Below are 16,852 nucleotides of genomic sequence, written 5' to 3' on the forward strand. Positions count from 1 at the left end.
TATAATACGATTTAAACAATTTTTATTAAAAAAAATACCTCTCATAATCGAGAGGTATTTTTGTATTATACGTTTTATGAAAAATTATTTCAAATTTTTATCTGTATAAATCTTTTCAGCTAATTGTACAGCTTTATATGCATCAACAACACCTCCAGTTACAGAAATATCTTTTAATTGATCATTTTTATTGACAGAATCTAAAATGATTTGTTTCACTTGTTGTGTTGTCAATTTTGGATAATGTGACCAAACTAATGCTGCAACACCTGCAACAACTGGTGAAGCCATAGAAGTTCCAGAATTTGATTTGTATTCACCATCTCTTGTTGGGATTGCTGAGTAAATATCAGAACCTGGAGCAAATACATCTACAGATTTTTTACCGTAATTAGAAAAACTAGATTTTAATTCATCTTTATTACTTGTATTCGAACCAACAGTAATCACATTGTTAGAAATTGCTGTACCCGCTTCGTTATAAACCGTAGGAAAATGTATATTCGTGTCGATGTTTTCGTTATCGTTTCCTGCTGCTTTTATCAATAAAACACCTTTGTCTTGTGCATATTTAAACGCTTCCCAAACTGCTTTTACATCAGGAGAATACGCTTTCCCAAAAGACATATTCAAGATTTTAGCACCATTGTCAGTCGCATAACGAATAGCGTTTGCAACATCTTTGTCGCGCTCATCACCATTAGGCACAGTACGAACAGACATTATTTTTACATTTCCTTGTCCAGCAATACCATCTATTCCAATTCCATTACCAGATTTTGCCGCAATAATTCCAGCAACGTGTGTTCCGTGGTTTGAATCTGGACCGTCTACATCCGAATTTCCATAGTATCTCTCATTCACATTGGCATAATCATCACCAACAATAGGACGAGGATCTAACTCTGTATTTAAGTTAATTTCTACTTGTTCTTTGTAATATTTCGCACCTTCAGCAATTTCATCACCTACTTTTTTCAAAAACTCTTTCATTGTCTTACCATCCCAAGCTTCTTTTGGAACCATCGCGAAAATCATCATACCTTGCTGAGCTTCTTTCGATTTTGGTTGAAAGGTAGACATGTTTTTTTCGTCCAAATCCTTTTCTCCCCATTCAGAAATTAATACTGGAAAACTAACTTTGAAAATTTCATCCATTTGCTGATATTGCATAGCACCTTGTTTAGCTTCAGCTAATTTATTTTCGAATTCTACTTTTATTTTTTGGTATTCTTCAAATTTTTCAGGGTATTTGGTTTTATTTGAAGCAGCATCGGTACTCGTTTCGAAAAGGTTTTTATATTTTACAAAAAGACGTGTTAATTCTAATGTATCGCCATCGACGTTTTTACCATCTTTTCCTCCAATAAAATTCCAACCATGCACATCATCAATGTATCCATTTTTGTCGTCATCTTTTCCATTTCCAGCAATTTCTTTTGCATTGATCCATACATTATCTTTTAAATCTGCATGTGTCACTTCAACACCAGAATCTAAAACTCCGACAATTAATTGCGATGGTTTACGTTTTTTTGATTCTAAAAATTGAATTGCTTTTTGTGTATTAACACCATAAACACCACTTTCTTCAAGAGATTCGTGTTGCCAATATTTTTGGTCAACCTTTGGTAATGGTAATGCAGTAGTTTCTTGTGCGAATGATGCCACACCAATAAACATGGCAACAGATATACTTAATAAGAATTTTTTCATAATAAATTTTTCTATATATGTCGGATAACAAAGCGAATTGTTACACATTGAGTTTTCGTATTTTGAAAATACAAAAAAGGCTCCAAATTAGGGAGCCATTTTATAATGTTGTGTTAAAATTATTTCAATTTACGTTGTTTGTAAATTTCTTCAGCTTTTTGTACAGCTTTGTACGAATCTACAACACCTCCAGCAACAGAAATGTCTTTTAATTGATCATTTTTATTCACTGTTTCCATTAAAATATTACGAATATCTTCAGCAGTTAATTTTGGATAGTGTGACCAAACCATTGCAGCAACACCAGCAACAGCAGGAGAAGCCATAGAAGTTCCATTTAAGAAACGGTATTGATCTACGCCTGGATAAGTAGAATAAATTTCTTGTCCTGGTCCAAAAACATCAACTGATTTTTTACCATAATTTGAGAAACGAGCTTTTAAAGCATTTGGATCTTTTGTTGATGCACCAACTGTTAAAACAGATTTAGAAACTGCATTTCCATTTCTGAAATTTGTTGGATAATGAACATGAACATCAATATCTTCGTTGCTGTTTCCTGCTGCTTTTACAATTAAAACTCCTTTATCCGAAGCATATTTGAAAGCATCCCAAACTAAATCCGCATCGGGAGAGTATGGTTTTCCGAAAGACATGTTTAAGATTTTAGCACCATTGTCCACTGCATAATAAATTGCATTTGCAACATCTTTGTCACGCTCATCACCATTTGGAACTGTACGAACTGACATAATTTTTACATTATTTCCACCAATTGTACCATCGTTTCCGATGTTATTTCCTCTTACAGCACCGATGATTCCAGCAACGTGTGTTCCATGAGATGACTCAGGTCCATTAGAATCACCATTTCCGTAAAAACGTTCTTTCTTATCGTTTGGATTGTCAACGTCTTTGCGATCAACTAAATTTAAGTTCAGGTGAGATGTTAAAGCATCACCTTTTGCAGCACGGCGTGCAGCTCCTAAGTAAGTATTGGCAACCTCTTTCATGGTTTTACCAACCCATTGCTCTTCTTTTAATTCACCAAAAATCCATAAAGCTTCTAATATTTGTGAATCTGTTGGGTGGTAATTAGCCAAAACATCTTTTGATAATTTAGTGTCACCAAATTCTAAAACCATTTTATTTACACCACCTTCAACTGCGTTTAGTTTTGATTGTGCAACTTGTTGGTTGTATTTTGCTTTACCTACAGCGCTTAAATATTCTTTTTCAATTTTTTGAAACTCTGCATATTCAGTTGGATTTTTTGTAATTGCAGCATGATTTTTCTTCTGATCGTAAGTAGCGTATTTACTCGATAAATTTTTGTAAATACGAGTTAACTCAGTCGTGTCGTCATTGTAATTGATTCCTTTTGCTGTTCCCAAATAAGACCATCCGTGTACGTCATCAATGTATCCATTTTTATCATCATCAATTCCGTTTCCTGGGATTTCTTTTGGATTTGACCACATATTTGCTTTCAAATCTTCGTGGAAATGCTCAACACCACTGTCTAATACGCCTACAATAATTGTATTGGCTTTTCTTTTGTTGTCTTTTAAAAATTGTAATGCTTGATCAGTATTTACACCATAAATACCTGTTTGTTCTACACTTGCATGGTACCATTTTTCTTTCGGTACTTCTGTTGTTTGTGCTTGAGCAAACCCTAATGTAAAGGCAAATCCTAAAGCAATAAATAATTTTCTCATGTTGTTATTTTATTAAGTTTTTTAAATACACTGCGGCACTTGGACCTTCGCTAAAAAGTAAATCTAAGATACTCAATCCTTCAACGAATTCAAATTTGTCATCAAAAACTTGTGCGTATTCGGGTAAATTGTATTGAGGTGCTTTTTTAGCAGAAAATTGATTTCTAAAATCATTTTCAGGTAATATAGATTGATAAGTTTCTGTTTTAGAAACTTCCAAGTCTAAGTTTAATTTTTTGTTGATGAATTCAATTGTTTTTAAATTCAAATCCAATAAAAATTTTTCCTTCTGTTCTAAAATTGGAATAATTTCATCTTCATAATACTCAAAATATGGAGAACTTTGATAAGCTGATTTTAACGATTTAATGTGTTCTTTCTGCCAATCATATTCATAAGAAGGTTGTAAATCTTTGAACAATCGAGTTCCGTTGTGAAAGATGGGAATATTTAACATCAACTTACCATTTGCGCCCAAAATATACATGCGATTACGGTAAGTTTGCTTTTGAAAATTTTCTTGAACTTCGATATCCAAAGTCTGGCTTTTTACCATTTCTGCATAGTAATCAATCGGTCCAAAATAAAAAGCGGCAAACGTATTTTTCATTCGTTTTTATTATTTTTCTGTATATAAACTGTGCATTACAATTACTTATAATGCACAGTTTTGAGTTATTTATTTTCGAATAACAAATTTTATGTTTTAAAATTTGACTACAAAATAATTTTAATAGTTGTTTTTCTTTTTCTCTTTTCGAGCTTTTACAATATCGTATCCAATCCAACCAATTAACGCAATTAAAACATAAATTCCGTATGATGTTTTGTTTGGATTATCGTTGTTGATTGAGGTAAAGAATCGATCCCATATAAATTTCTTAGGAGCTGCAGGTTCAAACATTCCATTCATATTTGCCCAAATCATAATTGGACGACCAATGATATGATCTTCTCCAACATATCCAAAGAAACGCGCATCTAATGATTGATTTCTGTTATCACCAACCATAAAATAGTAGTTTTGTTTGATTTCGTATTTGTCTGTTTTTTGATCGTTGATAAATACATCAAACTTACCATTAGCAGAATCAACTTTTAGCGTATTGTTTTCGTAACGACGAATAATATTGATGTATTGTGCCAACGTTTCTTTGTTAACATCTACGACGTCTCCTTTTTTCGGAATGTATAAAGGACCGTATTGATCTGTATTCCAGTTTTTGTTAACAGGGAAAATCGTATTTGTACTATCGATTTTACCATTCACAATATGTTCTTTTTTTTGACCAACTGGTTGTAAAATAGGTTCGATAGAAACTACATTTGCATTCGATTTCATTGCTGTGACATGTGCGTCAGTTAATGCAGCAAATTGATAGATAAATGTACCATCAGTTTGTTTTCCAGCTTGATAATCTGTACTGATAATTCCAAAATTATCGTATAATAGTTTATCACTAAATGGAGTTTTTACAACCACTAAATATGAATGCTGAACTTGTGCATCTTTTTTCGGGATGAATTTTTTGTCGTTTACATATAAAACACCATTTCGAATTTGAACCGTTTCTCCTGGCAAACCAACCAAACGTTTTACATATGCGTCTTTACGATCAATCGCATTGTAAATAGAATCGGTAGGGTAATTGAAAACAACAATGTCATTTGATTTTAAATCTCTCCAACCCGGAACACGCATGTAAGGCAAACGTGCTTTATCGATAAAACCATCACGGTAAATGAATTCTGAGAAAGGAATTCCAATAGGAGTAATAGGAACACGTGCACCGTAACTTACTTTTTCTACAAAAAGGGCATCACCAATTTTGATTGTATTTTCCATTGATCCTGTAGGAACAATCATAGGTTGTATAAACCAGTTGTGAACTAATGTAGCCAATACAAGTGCAAAAATTAAGGAAGATATAAAAGTAGGTTTGCGTTTTTCAGGACCTAAATATTTTGGATTGTCAGCATAATTTACTGTAAAAATGTATAAACCTAATGTCAAAACCATGATGACTTTATCTTTGGTTTCAATTTTTCCGTAAGAGTCGCCTAAATCAACAAAGAATACTAACCAAAAAATAGGGCCAACAATTGGCAAATAAAATAGAATAATCCACCATTTTGGACGATGAATAATTTCTAAACCTTTCCAAATATTAAGAAAGGGAATATAGGCCTGCCAAGCTTTTTTTCCTGCATTTTTATATAATTTCCAAGTTGCAGCTCCAAAGATTACATTGGCTATGATAAAACCAATTAACCAGTAAATTAGTACATGCATAAGTTTTTGATATTTAGTATTTTAATTTAGTTCAGTTCAAGTACATCTTTCATTGTAAAAACACCTTGTTTATTCCAAATCCATTCCGCAGCAATTACAGCACCTAAGGCAAAACCTTTGCGTGAATGAGCGGTATGAGAAATTTCAATTGTGTCTACTTCCGAGTTATATTGCACGATATGTGTTCCAGGAACATCTTCTATTCTTTTCGCTGCGACAGGAATAATATCTTTTGCTTTTTCATCCATCGACCAAGAAGTATAAGAAGAATGATCAATAATTCCTTCTGCAATTGTAATCGCAGTTCCTGAAGGTGCATCAAGTTTTTGTGTGTGATGAATTTCTTCTAAATTAATTTGATATTCGTTGCGGTATTTATTCATCATTCGAGCTAAAATAGAATTCAATTCAAAGAATAAATTTACACCTAAACTAAAATTAGAAGCATATAAAAAAGCCGTATGATTAGCAATGGCTAATTGATTTATTTCACCTTGTCTCTCTAACCATCCTGTTGTTCCACATATAGTTGCAACGTTATTTTCAAGTAATACTTTAAGATTATCGAATGCAAATTCTGGTCGAGAAAATTCGATTGCAACTTCAACATCTTTTAATTCTTCTGGAAGAGGAGTACGAGAAATTTTAAGTACAACATCATGACCACGTTGAATTAAAATTTCTTCTATTGCTTTTCCCATTTTTCCGTATCCTATTAATGCAATTTTCATCTTTAATTTCTAAAATTTTAAGTTAAATGCCAATCCCAAAACTGGCTCTAATGTCATTTCATCTTGAATGACAGTTGGTTTAAATGACATTTCAGTGTCGTTTCGTACTGTAAATAAATGTGCATCAACAGTAGCATCAACAACATTTAATAAATAAGCTAACGCAGTTAACGCAACACTATAATCACGTTTTCGTTTGTAATCGTCTTGTATAACTGCCAGTTGTTCTGGAGTTAAAATACCAGAAAATTCGTTTGGAGTTCCTTCTCTTACTGCAATGTACGCTCTTCGGTACTTTTTATATAAATTGTTGTAATAGATTGTAAAACCTGTGCCTGTACCAACTAATCCCAATGCAATTGGTGCTTTCCACCATTTTTTATTGTACAATTGTCCTGCACCTGGTAAAATAGCTGAATACAACGAAGCTTTGATTGGACTTTTTTCCATTAAGACTTCGTTACTAATTTTAACTGAATCTTTTACGATTAGAGTTGAATCTATTTGAACTTGGGCAAATGAAAACGTTGAAGCCATCATTAATCCAAGAAATAATCCTTTAATTTTCATTCAAAAACTTTCTTAAACGTTCAAACTCATCATCAGAAGTAAAATTCAAAATAATTTTACCTTTACCATTATTCGCACGTTTTATTTCGACTTTCGTTTTCAAAGAATTTGAAATAGAACTTAATGCTTCTTTGTACTGAGAAGGCAATTCATCTTTTGCTTTTTTCTCAGGTTTCCCTTCTTTTATTGATTTGATTAGACGTTCTGTATCACGTACAGATAAATTATTTTTGACAATTTTTTCGTAAATATCAAATTGTAAATCCGCATCATCAATTGCCATTAAAGCACGCCCATGTCCCATCGAAATCATTCCATCTCGAATTCCTGTTTGGATAATTGGATCTAATTTTAATAGACGTAAATAATTTGTAATAGATGTTCTATCTTTCCCAACACGTTTACTTAATTCTTCTTGAGTAAGCTTGATTTCATCCATTAATTGTTGGTAAGAAAGTGCAATTTCAATAGCATCTAAATCTTGACGTTGAATATTTTCGACCAATGCCATTTCCAACATTTCTTGGTCATTTGCTAATCGCACATAAGCCGGAATTGTCTTTTTTCCTGCCAATTGCGAAGCACGAAAACGTCTTTCACCTGAAATCAATTCATATTCACCTGTTGGTTTTTTACGAATTGTAATGGGTTGAATAACGCCTAATGTTTGAATAGAAGCGACTAATTCATCTAAAGCTTTTTTATCAAAATTAGTTCGTGGTTGCCAAGGATTTGCGGTTATTTTTTCTAAATCTATTTCCAAAATATTTCCAACCAATTTCTTCGCACCTTCATCTTGTGCTGTTTTTACCGTTGGTTCATCTTTTAATAGAGCTGATAATCCACGTCCTAAGCGATTATTTTTATTTGGCTTTGCCATTTTATTTAAACTGTATCGTTGTTGTTAATTAAAAATTCTCGCGCTAAATTTAAGTAATTTTCTGCACCTTTACTTGCTGCATCGTACTGAATAATTGTTTCGCCAAAACTTGGCGCTTCAGACAAACGCACATTTCGCGTAATAATTGTTTTGAAAACCATTTGCGGAAAATGATTGTTTACCTCATCTAAAACCTGATTAGATAGGCGTAAACGCGAATCGTACATTGTCAACAATAAACCTTCAATATCCAATTCTTTGTTGTGGTGTTGTTGAATTCCTTTTATTGTATTTAATAATTTTCCTAATCCTTCTAAAGCAAAATATTCGCACTGAATAGGAATAATTACAGAATCTGCAGCTGTAAGTGCGTTCAAAGTAATCAACCCAAGTGAAGGCGCACAATCTATAATTATATAATCATATTGATCTTTGATTTCCGACAACGCAGTTTTTAACATGTATTCGCGGTTCTCGTAATCTACAATTTCAATCTCGGCAGCAACTAAATCTAAATGAGCAGGCATTAAGTCTAAGTTAGGCGATTCTGATTGTAAAATAGCTTCGCTTGCAAGAACTTCATGTTCTAATACTTCATAGGTTCCTGCTTCGATTTCATCCAAATCAAAACCTAAACCAGATGTTGCATTTGCTTGCGGATCTGCATCAATTAATAAAACTTTTTTCTCTAAAACACCTAAAGAAGCGGCAAGATTTAACGAGGTTGTCGTTTTTCCTACGCCACCTTTTTGGTTCGCAATAGCAATAATTTTACCCATAATTTACGTTCAAAACGATTTCAAAAATACAATATTTAACCTTGTTAAACCTTAAAGAAAAAATAAAATTTTGAACAATTGTAGAATATTTAAATTATCGCTAACATTAAGAGTTAACTATTGATAAATTTTAATATTATTTTATCTTTTTAACAGAATTAAAAAACATATATTTGCGGCAAGTATTTTTATAATTTTTTTAATAAAAAAAGTTGATGAGTTTTAACCTTTTATTCGAAAGCGTTGAAATTAAAAAAAATCTCAACGCATTACTTTTAATGAATCGAAAAGAGTCTAAGAATTATTCTTTCCCTTTATTGCTTCGCAATGTATATTATGCGATACGTCTGTAATACCCTAAAATTTTTCTCGCAAATTTTTTAGAATTATTCAACACACGTAACATTTATAAAGCATAATGAAAACTAAATACATAGATTTAATCACGCAATCATTTGACTTTCCGCAAGATGAATTTGAATTGGATGGAGAGCACTTAAAATTTAATGGAATCGACTTGAAAGCTTTAGTCGAAGAACATGGAACACCATTAAAATTTACTTACTTACCAAAAATCTCACAAAACATTCAAAGAGCGAAAGGTTGGTTTGAAAAAGCGCGTGAAGAATTAAACTATGAAGGAACTTACAATTATTGTTATTGTACAAAAAGTTCTCACTTTCGTCATATATTAGGCGAAGCATTAAAAAACGATATTCACATCGAGACATCTTCTGCATTTGACATTAATATTGTCGAAAATTTGATTAAAGAAGGATTGATTACAGACGATCAATATATCGTTTGTAATGGTTTTAAACGTGAAGAATATGTAGAAAACATTGCTCGTTTGGTCAATAACGGACATCGCAAAACAATTACAGTTATTGATAATTACGAAGAAGTTGATTTATTTTCGGAAGCTATCGAAGGTGATTTCGAAATCGGAATTCGTATTGCATCTGAAGAAGAACCAAAATTCGAGTTTTATACGTCTCGTTTAGGAATAGGATACAAAGACATTGTTCCTTTCTATCAAACAATGGTAAAACCAAATGAACGCATTAAATTGAAAATGCTTCATTTCTTTATCAATACAGGAATTAAAGATAATTCATATTATTGGAATGAGTTGACAAAATGTTTGAGAGTTTATGTAAACCTTAAGAAAGTTTGTCCAGAATTAGATAGTTTGAATATCGGTGGTGGATTTCCAATCAAAAATTCGTTGAATTTCGAATATGATTACGAATACATGGCGAAAGAAATCTTGTTGCAAATTAAAATGATTTGTGACGAAGAAGGTATTCCTGTTCCAAATATTTTTACAGAATTTGGATCGTTTACAGTAGGTGAAAGTGGAGGAGTGATCTACAAAATTCTTTATCAAAAGAAACAAAATGATAAAGAGTATTGGGATATGATCGATTCATCTTTCATGACGACTTTACCAGATGCTTGGGCAATTTCAAAACGATTTGTAATGTTGCCAATTAACCGTTGGTACGATAAATACGAACGTGTATTATTAGGTGGTTTAACGTGTGATTCTGACGATTATTATAACTCAGAACAACATGTAAATGCTATTTATTTGCCAAAATACGATCAAGCAAAACCATTGTATATTGGTTTCTTTAATACAGGAGCGTATCAAGATAATATCAGTGGATTTGGTGGAATAAATCACTGTTTGATTCCTCAGCCAAAATATATTTTGATTGATGAAAACTACGAAGCAAAAGTATATTCAGAAGAACAAACACACCAAGATGTATTGAATACATTGGGATATAAATAATTAGAATTTTAATAAAATAAAAACAAATAAAATGAGTAAAGGACCAATCAGTCAGTTTATAGAGCACAACTATAGACACTTTAATGCAGCTGCATTAGTAGATGCAGCTAAAGGATATGAAGCGCATTTAGAAGATGGGGGAAAAATGTTAATTTCTATGGGAGGTGCAATGAGTACTGCTGAATTAGGAATTTCATTAGCTGAAATGATTCGTCAAGATAAAGTTCAATTTATATCTTGTACAGGAGCTAACTTAGAAGAGGATGTGATGAACTTAGTGGCTCACTCTCATTACAAAAGAGTGCCAAATTATAGAGATTTAACTCCAGAACAAGAAAGAGAATTATTAGATAATCATTATAACCGTGTAACAGATACATGTATTCCTGAAGAAGAAGCATTCCGTCGTTTACAAAAACATTTAGAAGATGTTTGGCATGCTGCTGAAGCAAAAGGTGAACGTTATTTTCCACACGAATTTTTATATCAAGTAGTTAACTCAGGTGTTTTAGAGCAATACTATGAAATTGATCCTAAAGATTCTTGGATTGTTGCTGCGGCTGAGAAAAACTTACCAATCGTTGTTCCAGGATGGGAGGATTCGACTTGTGGAAATATCTTTACGTCAAACGTAATTAAAGGAAATTTGAACGTACATACAGTAAAATCTGGTATCGAATACATGATTTATTTAACAGAATGGTACCGTGCAAATTCTGATGGAAAAGGAGTAGGGTTCTTCCAAATTGCGGGTGGTATCTCAGGAGATTTCCCTATTTGTGTAGTTCCAATGATGTACCAAGATTTAGAATGGACTGATGTTCCGTTCTGGGCATATTTCTGTCAGATTTCTGATTCTACAACATCTTACGGTTCTTATTCAGGAGCAGTTCCTAACGAAAAAATTACATGGGGTAAATTAGATGTTGATACACCAAAATATATGATCGAATCTGATGCGACAATCGTTGCACCGTTGATTTTTAATTATATTTTAGGAAATTAAGCTGTATATTTTAGATATATCATAAACAGCCGCTCTGACATCTAATTATGCAGATGTAGAGCGGTTTTTTCATTTCTTAAAATTAGAATTAATTAGAAAATATTAGAATTAATTAGTAATTATTCGAAGATTTATTGCAAATTTATTGAAATTTTCAATCCTTGATATTTTTATGATTACCGCAGAAATAATACTTGACACGAGAAGAAAAACAAAAAAGGGTTTTCCTGTTAAAATTCGTGTTTACGACACTCTTATAAAAAAACATGATTATGTTAGTTTGAAATTATATCAAAACGAAGAATCATTAAAATCTGATAATTTGATTAAGCAAAGAGAATTCGAACTTATAAAGGAATTAGAATTTGTTAATTCCAGAAATATGAGTTTAACTGAATCTTTGAATATTTTTCAAAACGGAATTCCTTTGAATGATATTGAAAAGCGAATTTTAGAATTAGAAGCTGAATTATCTAAGTTAAAGTCACAATTAAATCCTACCATGTTATTTGAGTTTACCGAGAAATATTTGAATGAAAAAAGACAGCGCAAGGAAATGATTAGGCTTCATGAAGCGGTTTTAAACCGTTTTAAATTATTTATACATCCGCGTGAAGATATCGCTATAAATGATTTAACATATGAATTGCTAAACGATTTTCAAGTTCATTTAACAAACGAAATTTCTTTAAATTCATCTAAATCATATATTAAAAAATTCAATAACATTTTTAGAGAAGCTCAAAAAAGAGAAAATTTAAATATTAAATTAAAAAATCCATTTTCTGATTTAAAAAAAATTAACACGGTTGAGAAAGATGATAAAACTATTAGTTTGGAAAGCTTGAAGAAAGTGTTGAATTTAGATATTTTCAATGAAATAAAAATATTACCACAAATAAAACAAAGGGCTGTTGATTTGTTTTTATTTCAATTTGCAATTGGAGGTCATGATCTTGTGGATTTAGCAAATTTAAAATGGTCAAACATAAAAGACGATCGTATAATTTTCAAAAGACACAAAAATAGATCACATAACAACGGAGGCGTTTTAGTTAATAATAAATTATTTCCAATCGCTTTAAATGTTATAGAAAAATACGGAACAAAGGAAAATGAAAGAGTATTTTCGTTTATACCTTTACCTGATTATGAAACGAAAAATCACGAATATTTATGTTTTAATATAAGTTATAATAATAATTTGAAAAGTATTCAAAATCATTTGCAATTAACTGATAAATTACTTTCCAAACGTGCTCGATATACTTTTAATACAATTGCAGGAAACTTATTGATTAATCGTGATATTATTGAAGAAATTCAAGGCCATACACAATCATCAATTTCGCACGGATATTATGGAGGAACTTTTAATGATATAAAAGACGCTGAACATTTGAAAGTTATTGAAGCTGTTTTTGGGGAATAAAAAAAAAGGATTCAAATTGAATCCTTTTAAATAAAATCTTTTATATCACTTAAGTTAGCATTAATTTCTTGATCAATAATATTATTAATTTCAATGTAAGGTATTATAATCTCTTGATATTTTGTGTTGTTTAATTTAGTGATCAACATACCTCTTGAAGAACCAATAGAAATATCTCCAATTTGATTTAATATTTCTTTTTTTATAATAAATTTTTCATCTTGATAAAAAGTACTCCAAAGTTCTTTTGAAAATTGAAATTCATGTCTAGTTTTCAACTTAATAATTGGATCGTTTTTTAAATTAAAAATTAGATTATATATAATAGCTATTATTTCCTCTTTAAAGTTTACTTTAATACTTACTCCATTAGACATCTCTAATTCTTCTTCCTTTTTAATGTTTTCATTATCAAAAGTTGCGAACTCTTCTATATTCCCGCTTATAATTGAAAAATCCATTTTTATATTATTTTATAATTTCATGTATTTTGAAAACTTTATTATAGTTGACTTCTTTTTCAAAACTACCTGAAATTTTAATGTTGTTATTAATTTTTGTATAAATTTTGTAAATCTCTTCTTCTTTAGCAGTGAAATATTTTTCAAATATGATATTGCTTTTAATATCTCTATCAATTAATCTGATATCTAAAACTTCTTCAATTTTCACTAAAGTTGAAACTTTATAATCTTCACCTTTTAATAATTTACTGATATTTTGAGGTGATACGTTTAACAAATCAGCTAAATCTGACTGTGATAATTTTTTACTTTTTAATGTAAATTGAATTTTAAATGCAATTTTTTTTACTGCATGTTTTATATTTATATTGTAATCAAAATCTTCTTCTTGATAATAATATTGTTTCAATATTTTTTTACTCATGTCTAATTGTAAAATATGTTATCAATAATGTCTTCATCACAAAAAGATTCTTCTAATAAAAAATCTCTACATAATTTTAGATTATCTAACTCTTTTTGAGTATCTGGATGACCTTGCATAGCTTGACTAAATTTTATAGCTCCTCCTGTTATAATAAAGCATTTGTTGGTGATTCTTAATGCATATAATCTTAATTTTGACAATCTTATGTTGTTTTTGTATTTATTATATGAATCTATAAAAAATTTTGCTTTTGACTCTTCATATTTAATTAAATTTACAGGATTATTATGAATTGAAGTAAATAAATCAAATAAACAATTATCATCACAACCTCTTTTTATCTCACCTCTTATAAATTCTCTGTCAATAAAAATTTCATCAACAAATTGATCAATTGAGTCAACTGTAATATTATTATTTAAAGCTTTATCATAAATGTAATCAAAATCATTCCAGTTGTCCATTCTTTTATGATATTCAGATTTATATAAATCATCATATTTAAAAGAAGCTAATTTTTCTGTAAATATAGGTGTTATTTCCATTTTATCAACCTACAGGTTTATTTTTTGTATTTATATTAACGTTAATATAGTAATATTTTCTATATAAAGATAATTCTTAGTTTTAAAATAAAATTACGGGAAAACGTAATTATATAGCTAATTTTTCAAATCAGCTTTTAATGTATTAATATTTTGTTTTAAATAATTGATTTTAGACTTGTAATCTAAAAACTCATCTGCTGTTGGATTGTTTGTTTCAGTAATAAATTCATTTATTAAATAATAAAGATTAATTATATTTTCGTTTTTAATTTCTTCACCTTTTTTAGGTTTACTTAAATATTCAAATTGATAATTAAACTCATGTAATAATAAATTTACACTATCTTTTTTCCTTTTATAAACAGCTTCAAAATACAATCTTTCAATTGCTTTTTTGTAATCACTAACGTAACAATCTTCAAATTTAGGTGAATTACATAAAGCATATTTATTAGATTTATATGCTTCTTCACCAATAGTGAAATTCATTGACGCTAATTCAGTATTTAAACTGTCAATTTTATTTATTTGCGGTAATAATTCTTGAATATCTTTATTTAATTTCGATTCTGAACAAGAGAAAAGAACACTAATAATAAGAAGGTAAACTATATTTTTCATAAGATTATAAAGCTAATTTCTTACTATGAGTTGACGCTACAACTTGAAACAAAGCAGTTACCATTGAAATTGGTACTTCTTCATATTCAGGGTAATCAAATTTATCTTCATCTAAAGGTTTTGGAATTAAAACAAGATATTTATTATCCTTATCTCTCCTTACTTTTTTTATTGTTCTTAAGTCATTTGTAGTTACAACTGCATATATTTCACCTTGTGGAAAATATGTTTGCCATTCTGGAACCTCTCTTAATCCTAATATATCATCGTTTCCTAATTCTTTAGACATCGATTTTCCAGAATTTTTAATTGCAAATTGTGCGTTATGAAATTCAGGTAAGTAAAAATAATAAGAAGGAGCAACTGTTTGATCGTTGAAAATCTTAGTAAACCCAGAATAGAAATCTACATCATAAAAAGGAATTTTCTTTATAGGTAAACTTTCAACTTCTTCTGTTTCTACTTCAACATATTCATCATTTGAACCACAATCAAAATATGTTTTATAGACATATTTTATTGAGTTTATTTTATCTTCTGGTATTTCTTTAGTTCGATATTCCCAATTATTAAGAGTTTCTAAAGAAATTGACAACTCATTTGCCATATCTTCACGCGAAATCTTTAATTTTTTTCTAATATTTTTTAATTCTATAATATTCATTATCAATGAGATAAAACATTAATTAATAAAAATATGTATATTTAACACATAAATATGTTGTAAGTATGTTATAATTACATATATTTGTAAAACAAAATACAACTGATTACAAAAGTAAACAGTTAAACAGAAGTAAAAGTAGTAAAAATATACCAAAATCAGATATACCGAAGGTTATGGAAGCAAAAAAGAATGTTAGATATAAGAAAAGTTTTAAAAACGGAGTAGCTCAATTAAAGCGAAGTTCTTTTCAACCCTTTAAGAAAGAGGTAAAGATGTTCCTTGCTCTTAACAGTGATGTTTCTTATTACCAAAAAGAAAGAGGAGATCGCTCATTGAATTTATCTGAAATGTCTACTATCGAAAGAATTTTCAAAAAACACGGAGTGACTCAGAATATCTGGTCAGATCCGAAATAAATACTAACCCTAAATACCCGAATACCCGAATGGAGAAATTCACCGAAAGAGAGCAGTTAATCACTCAAATGATAGCGAGCGGTAGCTCAATTAAAGAGATTGCAGATAAAGTTTGCAGGAGCGAACACACAATCACAAAGCAAATCCAAGTGATTTACGATAAGACAGGAATAGCAAGACGATTAAACGCTTTAGCAGCTTATTATTATCAAATTCTTGTTCAAGTCTAAATCAGCAATATTCTTAGCATAAGAAGATCTTAGTCTACGGACTTTAAAATATAAACGAAGCGTTCATTTAAATCGAGAATAATCAAATTAGATAAAAGAGTTACATCTTTTTTATCCTTCTATTGGCGGGATTGTCAGCAAGTTCTTACAGCGCATTAATTTGTTCTGTAAGCGCACGCAATAAGACGCATATCCTTCTCTTAGCGGGAAAAGAAAAAAAGAAAGTACAGTACAATCTTAAGATGAAATCGGGTAAAAGAAACTTCAACAACACATTTTTTTTGAGTTGTTCTTTGACATCATTGGGATAAATATAATAGTCATTGCTAACTATATCATGTTAGGTGAGTCTGCGAGCTGTAATTGTATGAATTACTAAAGAAACAGCTAAGAGCGAGGGGATAACCTTTGAAGCATCAGAATTATTACGATTTATCAAACCGCGATAAGGCGCGGTATTTAATACCTGTTATAATCCCTTATTCTTATTTGGAAGTTAAACAAGTTCGAAACTTGATAAGGGAACTATAAATAACATTAATTATGAGAA

At 30.3% G+C, this 16,852-nt stretch carries 18 protein-coding genes; 5 read left to right on the top strand and 13 right to left on the bottom strand.

The features are described from left to right. Positions 1-84: 84 nt before the first annotated feature. The 8 genes from IF125_RS11420 to IF125_RS11455 all read right to left on the bottom strand — a co-directional run bounded on the left by IF125_RS11420 (position 85) and on the right by IF125_RS11455 (position 8,690). Positions 85-1,716, bottom strand: coding sequence for a S8 family serine peptidase (locus IF125_RS11420; protein WP_225540504.1), 1,632 nt, complete (start codon positions 1,714-1,716; stop codon positions 85-87). A 119-nt stretch (positions 1,717-1,835) separates the two neighbouring features. After that, a complete protein-coding gene (locus IF125_RS11425) occupies positions 1,836-3,437 on the bottom strand; it encodes a S8 family serine peptidase (protein ID WP_171623602.1) in 1,602 nt (533 codons plus the stop codon). A gap of 4 nt (positions 3,438-3,441) precedes the next feature. Next, the gene (locus IF125_RS11430; RefSeq protein WP_171623601.1) at positions 3,442-4,047 is read right to left on the bottom strand and encodes a WbqC family protein; all 606 of its coding nucleotides are present in this window, start codon (positions 4,045-4,047) and stop codon (positions 3,442-3,444) included. 120 nt (positions 4,048-4,167) lie between these two features. Then, positions 4,168-5,730, bottom strand: a complete 1,563-nt coding sequence (gene lepB / locus IF125_RS11435; RefSeq protein WP_225542580.1) for a signal peptidase I — start codon at positions 5,728-5,730, stop codon at positions 4,168-4,170. Positions 5,731-5,756: 26 nt separating this feature from the next. Further along, a complete protein-coding gene (dapB, locus tag IF125_RS11440) occupies positions 5,757-6,461 on the bottom strand; it encodes a 4-hydroxy-tetrahydrodipicolinate reductase (protein ID WP_225542581.1) in 705 nt (234 codons plus the stop codon). Between the two features lie 9 nt (positions 6,462-6,470). Next, a complete protein-coding gene (locus IF125_RS11445) occupies positions 6,471-7,031 on the bottom strand; it encodes a DUF5683 domain-containing protein (RefSeq protein ID WP_225542582.1) in 561 nt (186 codons plus the stop codon). Continuing rightward, on the bottom strand, positions 7,021-7,911 hold the full coding sequence (locus tag IF125_RS11450; protein ID WP_171623597.1) for a ParB/RepB/Spo0J family partition protein: 891 nt from the start codon (positions 7,909-7,911) through the stop codon (positions 7,021-7,023). The genes IF125_RS11445 and IF125_RS11450 overlap by 11 nt, the downstream gene beginning before the upstream one ends. A gap of 5 nt (positions 7,912-7,916) precedes the next feature. Then, positions 7,917-8,690: a ParA family protein gene (locus IF125_RS11455; protein WP_171623596.1), complete on the bottom strand. Its 774-nt coding sequence runs from the start codon at positions 8,688-8,690 to the stop codon at positions 7,917-7,919. Between the two features lie 418 nt (positions 8,691-9,108). Between IF125_RS11455 and IF125_RS11460 the strand changes: the two genes are divergently transcribed. The 3 genes from IF125_RS11460 to IF125_RS11470 all read left to right on the top strand — a co-directional run bounded on the left by IF125_RS11460 (position 9,109) and on the right by IF125_RS11470 (position 12,929). After that, positions 9,109-10,491, top strand: a complete 1,383-nt coding sequence (locus tag IF125_RS11460; RefSeq protein ID WP_171623595.1) for a type III PLP-dependent enzyme domain-containing protein — start codon at positions 9,109-9,111, stop codon at positions 10,489-10,491. Between the two features lie 31 nt (positions 10,492-10,522). Continuing rightward, complete coding sequence (locus IF125_RS11465; RefSeq protein WP_171623594.1) at positions 10,523-11,497, top strand: deoxyhypusine synthase family protein; 975 nt, start codon at positions 10,523-10,525, stop codon at positions 11,495-11,497. A 280-nt stretch (positions 11,498-11,777) separates the two neighbouring features. Then, positions 11,778-12,929 carry a phage integrase SAM-like domain-containing protein gene (locus tag IF125_RS11470; RefSeq protein WP_225542583.1) on the top strand — a complete coding sequence of 384 codons (1,152 nt, stop codon included), beginning with the start codon at positions 11,778-11,780 and terminating at the stop codon, positions 12,927-12,929. A gap of 26 nt (positions 12,930-12,955) precedes the next feature. Here the strand turns inward: IF125_RS11470 and IF125_RS11475 are convergent, their stop codons facing one another. The 5 genes from IF125_RS11475 to IF125_RS11495 all read right to left on the bottom strand — a co-directional run bounded on the left by IF125_RS11475 (position 12,956) and on the right by IF125_RS11495 (position 15,653). Further along, a complete protein-coding gene (locus IF125_RS11475) occupies positions 12,956-13,390 on the bottom strand; it encodes a hypothetical protein (protein WP_225542584.1) in 435 nt (144 codons plus the stop codon). A gap of 7 nt (positions 13,391-13,397) precedes the next feature. Beyond that, a complete protein-coding gene (locus tag IF125_RS11480) occupies positions 13,398-13,817 on the bottom strand; it encodes a helix-turn-helix domain-containing protein (protein WP_225542585.1) in 420 nt (139 codons plus the stop codon). A 2-nt stretch (positions 13,818-13,819) separates the two neighbouring features. Continuing rightward, positions 13,820-14,365 carry a hypothetical protein gene (locus IF125_RS11485; protein WP_225542586.1) on the bottom strand — a complete coding sequence of 182 codons (546 nt, stop codon included), beginning with the start codon at positions 14,363-14,365 and terminating at the stop codon, positions 13,820-13,822. 117 nt (positions 14,366-14,482) lie between these two features. Continuing rightward, a complete protein-coding gene (locus IF125_RS11490) occupies positions 14,483-14,989 on the bottom strand; it encodes a hypothetical protein (protein WP_225542587.1) in 507 nt (168 codons plus the stop codon). Positions 14,990-14,993: 4 nt separating this feature from the next. Continuing rightward, positions 14,994-15,653 carry an XRE family transcriptional regulator gene (locus tag IF125_RS11495; protein WP_225542588.1) on the bottom strand — a complete coding sequence of 220 codons (660 nt, stop codon included), beginning with the start codon at positions 15,651-15,653 and terminating at the stop codon, positions 14,994-14,996. A gap of 176 nt (positions 15,654-15,829) precedes the next feature. On the opposite strand from IF125_RS11495, the gene IF125_RS11500 reads away from it, so the two are divergent. Both IF125_RS11500 and IF125_RS11505 read left to right on the top strand, forming a co-directional pair. Next, complete coding sequence (locus IF125_RS11500; RefSeq protein WP_225542589.1) at positions 15,830-16,072, top strand: hypothetical protein; 243 nt, start codon at positions 15,830-15,832, stop codon at positions 16,070-16,072. Positions 16,073-16,101: 29 nt separating this feature from the next. Beyond that, on the top strand, positions 16,102-16,302 hold the full coding sequence (locus IF125_RS11505; protein WP_225542590.1) for a LuxR C-terminal-related transcriptional regulator: 201 nt from the start codon (positions 16,102-16,104) through the stop codon (positions 16,300-16,302). Positions 16,303-16,852 lie beyond the last annotated feature (550 nt).

The organism is Empedobacter stercoris, from assembly GCF_020281205.1.
Taxonomy (GTDB): domain Bacteria; phylum Bacteroidota; class Bacteroidia; order Flavobacteriales; family Weeksellaceae; genus Empedobacter; species Empedobacter stercoris.

Excerpts from the sequence above, each read along its gene's own strand:
- lepB (WP_225542580.1), bottom strand. The coding sequence starts at position 5,730 with ATGCATGTACTAATTTACTGGTTAATTGGTTTTATCATAGCCAATGTA.
- IF125_RS11495 (WP_225542588.1), bottom strand. The coding sequence starts at position 15,653 with ATGAATATTATAGAATTAAAAAATATTAGAAAAAAATTAAAGATTTCG.
- IF125_RS11450 (WP_171623597.1), bottom strand. The coding sequence starts at position 7,911 with ATGGCAAAGCCAAATAAAAATAATCGCTTAGGACGTGGATTATCAGCT.
- IF125_RS11475 (WP_225542584.1), bottom strand. The coding sequence starts at position 13,390 with ATGGATTTTTCAATTATAAGCGGGAATATAGAAGAGTTCGCAACTTTT.
- IF125_RS11455 (WP_171623596.1), bottom strand. The coding sequence starts at position 8,690 with ATGGGTAAAATTATTGCTATTGCGAACCAAAAAGGTGGCGTAGGAAAA.
- IF125_RS11505 (WP_225542590.1), top strand. The coding sequence starts at position 16,102 with ATGGAGAAATTCACCGAAAGAGAGCAGTTAATCACTCAAATGATAGCG.
- dapB (WP_225542581.1), bottom strand. The coding sequence starts at position 6,461 with ATGAAAATTGCATTAATAGGATACGGAAAAATGGGAAAAGCAATAGAA.
- IF125_RS11460 (WP_171623595.1), top strand. The coding sequence starts at position 9,109 with ATGAAAACTAAATACATAGATTTAATCACGCAATCATTTGACTTTCCG.
- IF125_RS11430 (WP_171623601.1), bottom strand. The coding sequence starts at position 4,047 with ATGAAAAATACGTTTGCCGCTTTTTATTTTGGACCGATTGATTACTAT.
- IF125_RS11480 (WP_225542585.1), bottom strand. The coding sequence starts at position 13,817 with ATGAGTAAAAAAATATTGAAACAATATTATTATCAAGAAGAAGATTTT.
- IF125_RS11485 (WP_225542586.1), bottom strand. The coding sequence starts at position 14,365 with ATGGAAATAACACCTATATTTACAGAAAAATTAGCTTCTTTTAAATAT.
- IF125_RS11445 (WP_225542582.1), bottom strand. The coding sequence starts at position 7,031 with ATGAAAATTAAAGGATTATTTCTTGGATTAATGATGGCTTCAACGTTT.
- IF125_RS11420 (WP_225540504.1), bottom strand. The coding sequence starts at position 1,716 with ATGAAAAAATTCTTATTAAGTATATCTGTTGCCATGTTTATTGGTGTG.
- IF125_RS11465 (WP_171623594.1), top strand. The coding sequence starts at position 10,523 with ATGAGTAAAGGACCAATCAGTCAGTTTATAGAGCACAACTATAGACAC.
- IF125_RS11425 (WP_171623602.1), bottom strand. The coding sequence starts at position 3,437 with ATGAGAAAATTATTTATTGCTTTAGGATTTGCCTTTACATTAGGGTTT.
- IF125_RS11500 (WP_225542589.1), top strand. The coding sequence starts at position 15,830 with ATGGAAGCAAAAAAGAATGTTAGATATAAGAAAAGTTTTAAAAACGGA.
- IF125_RS11490 (WP_225542587.1), bottom strand. The coding sequence starts at position 14,989 with ATGAAAAATATAGTTTACCTTCTTATTATTAGTGTTCTTTTCTCTTGT.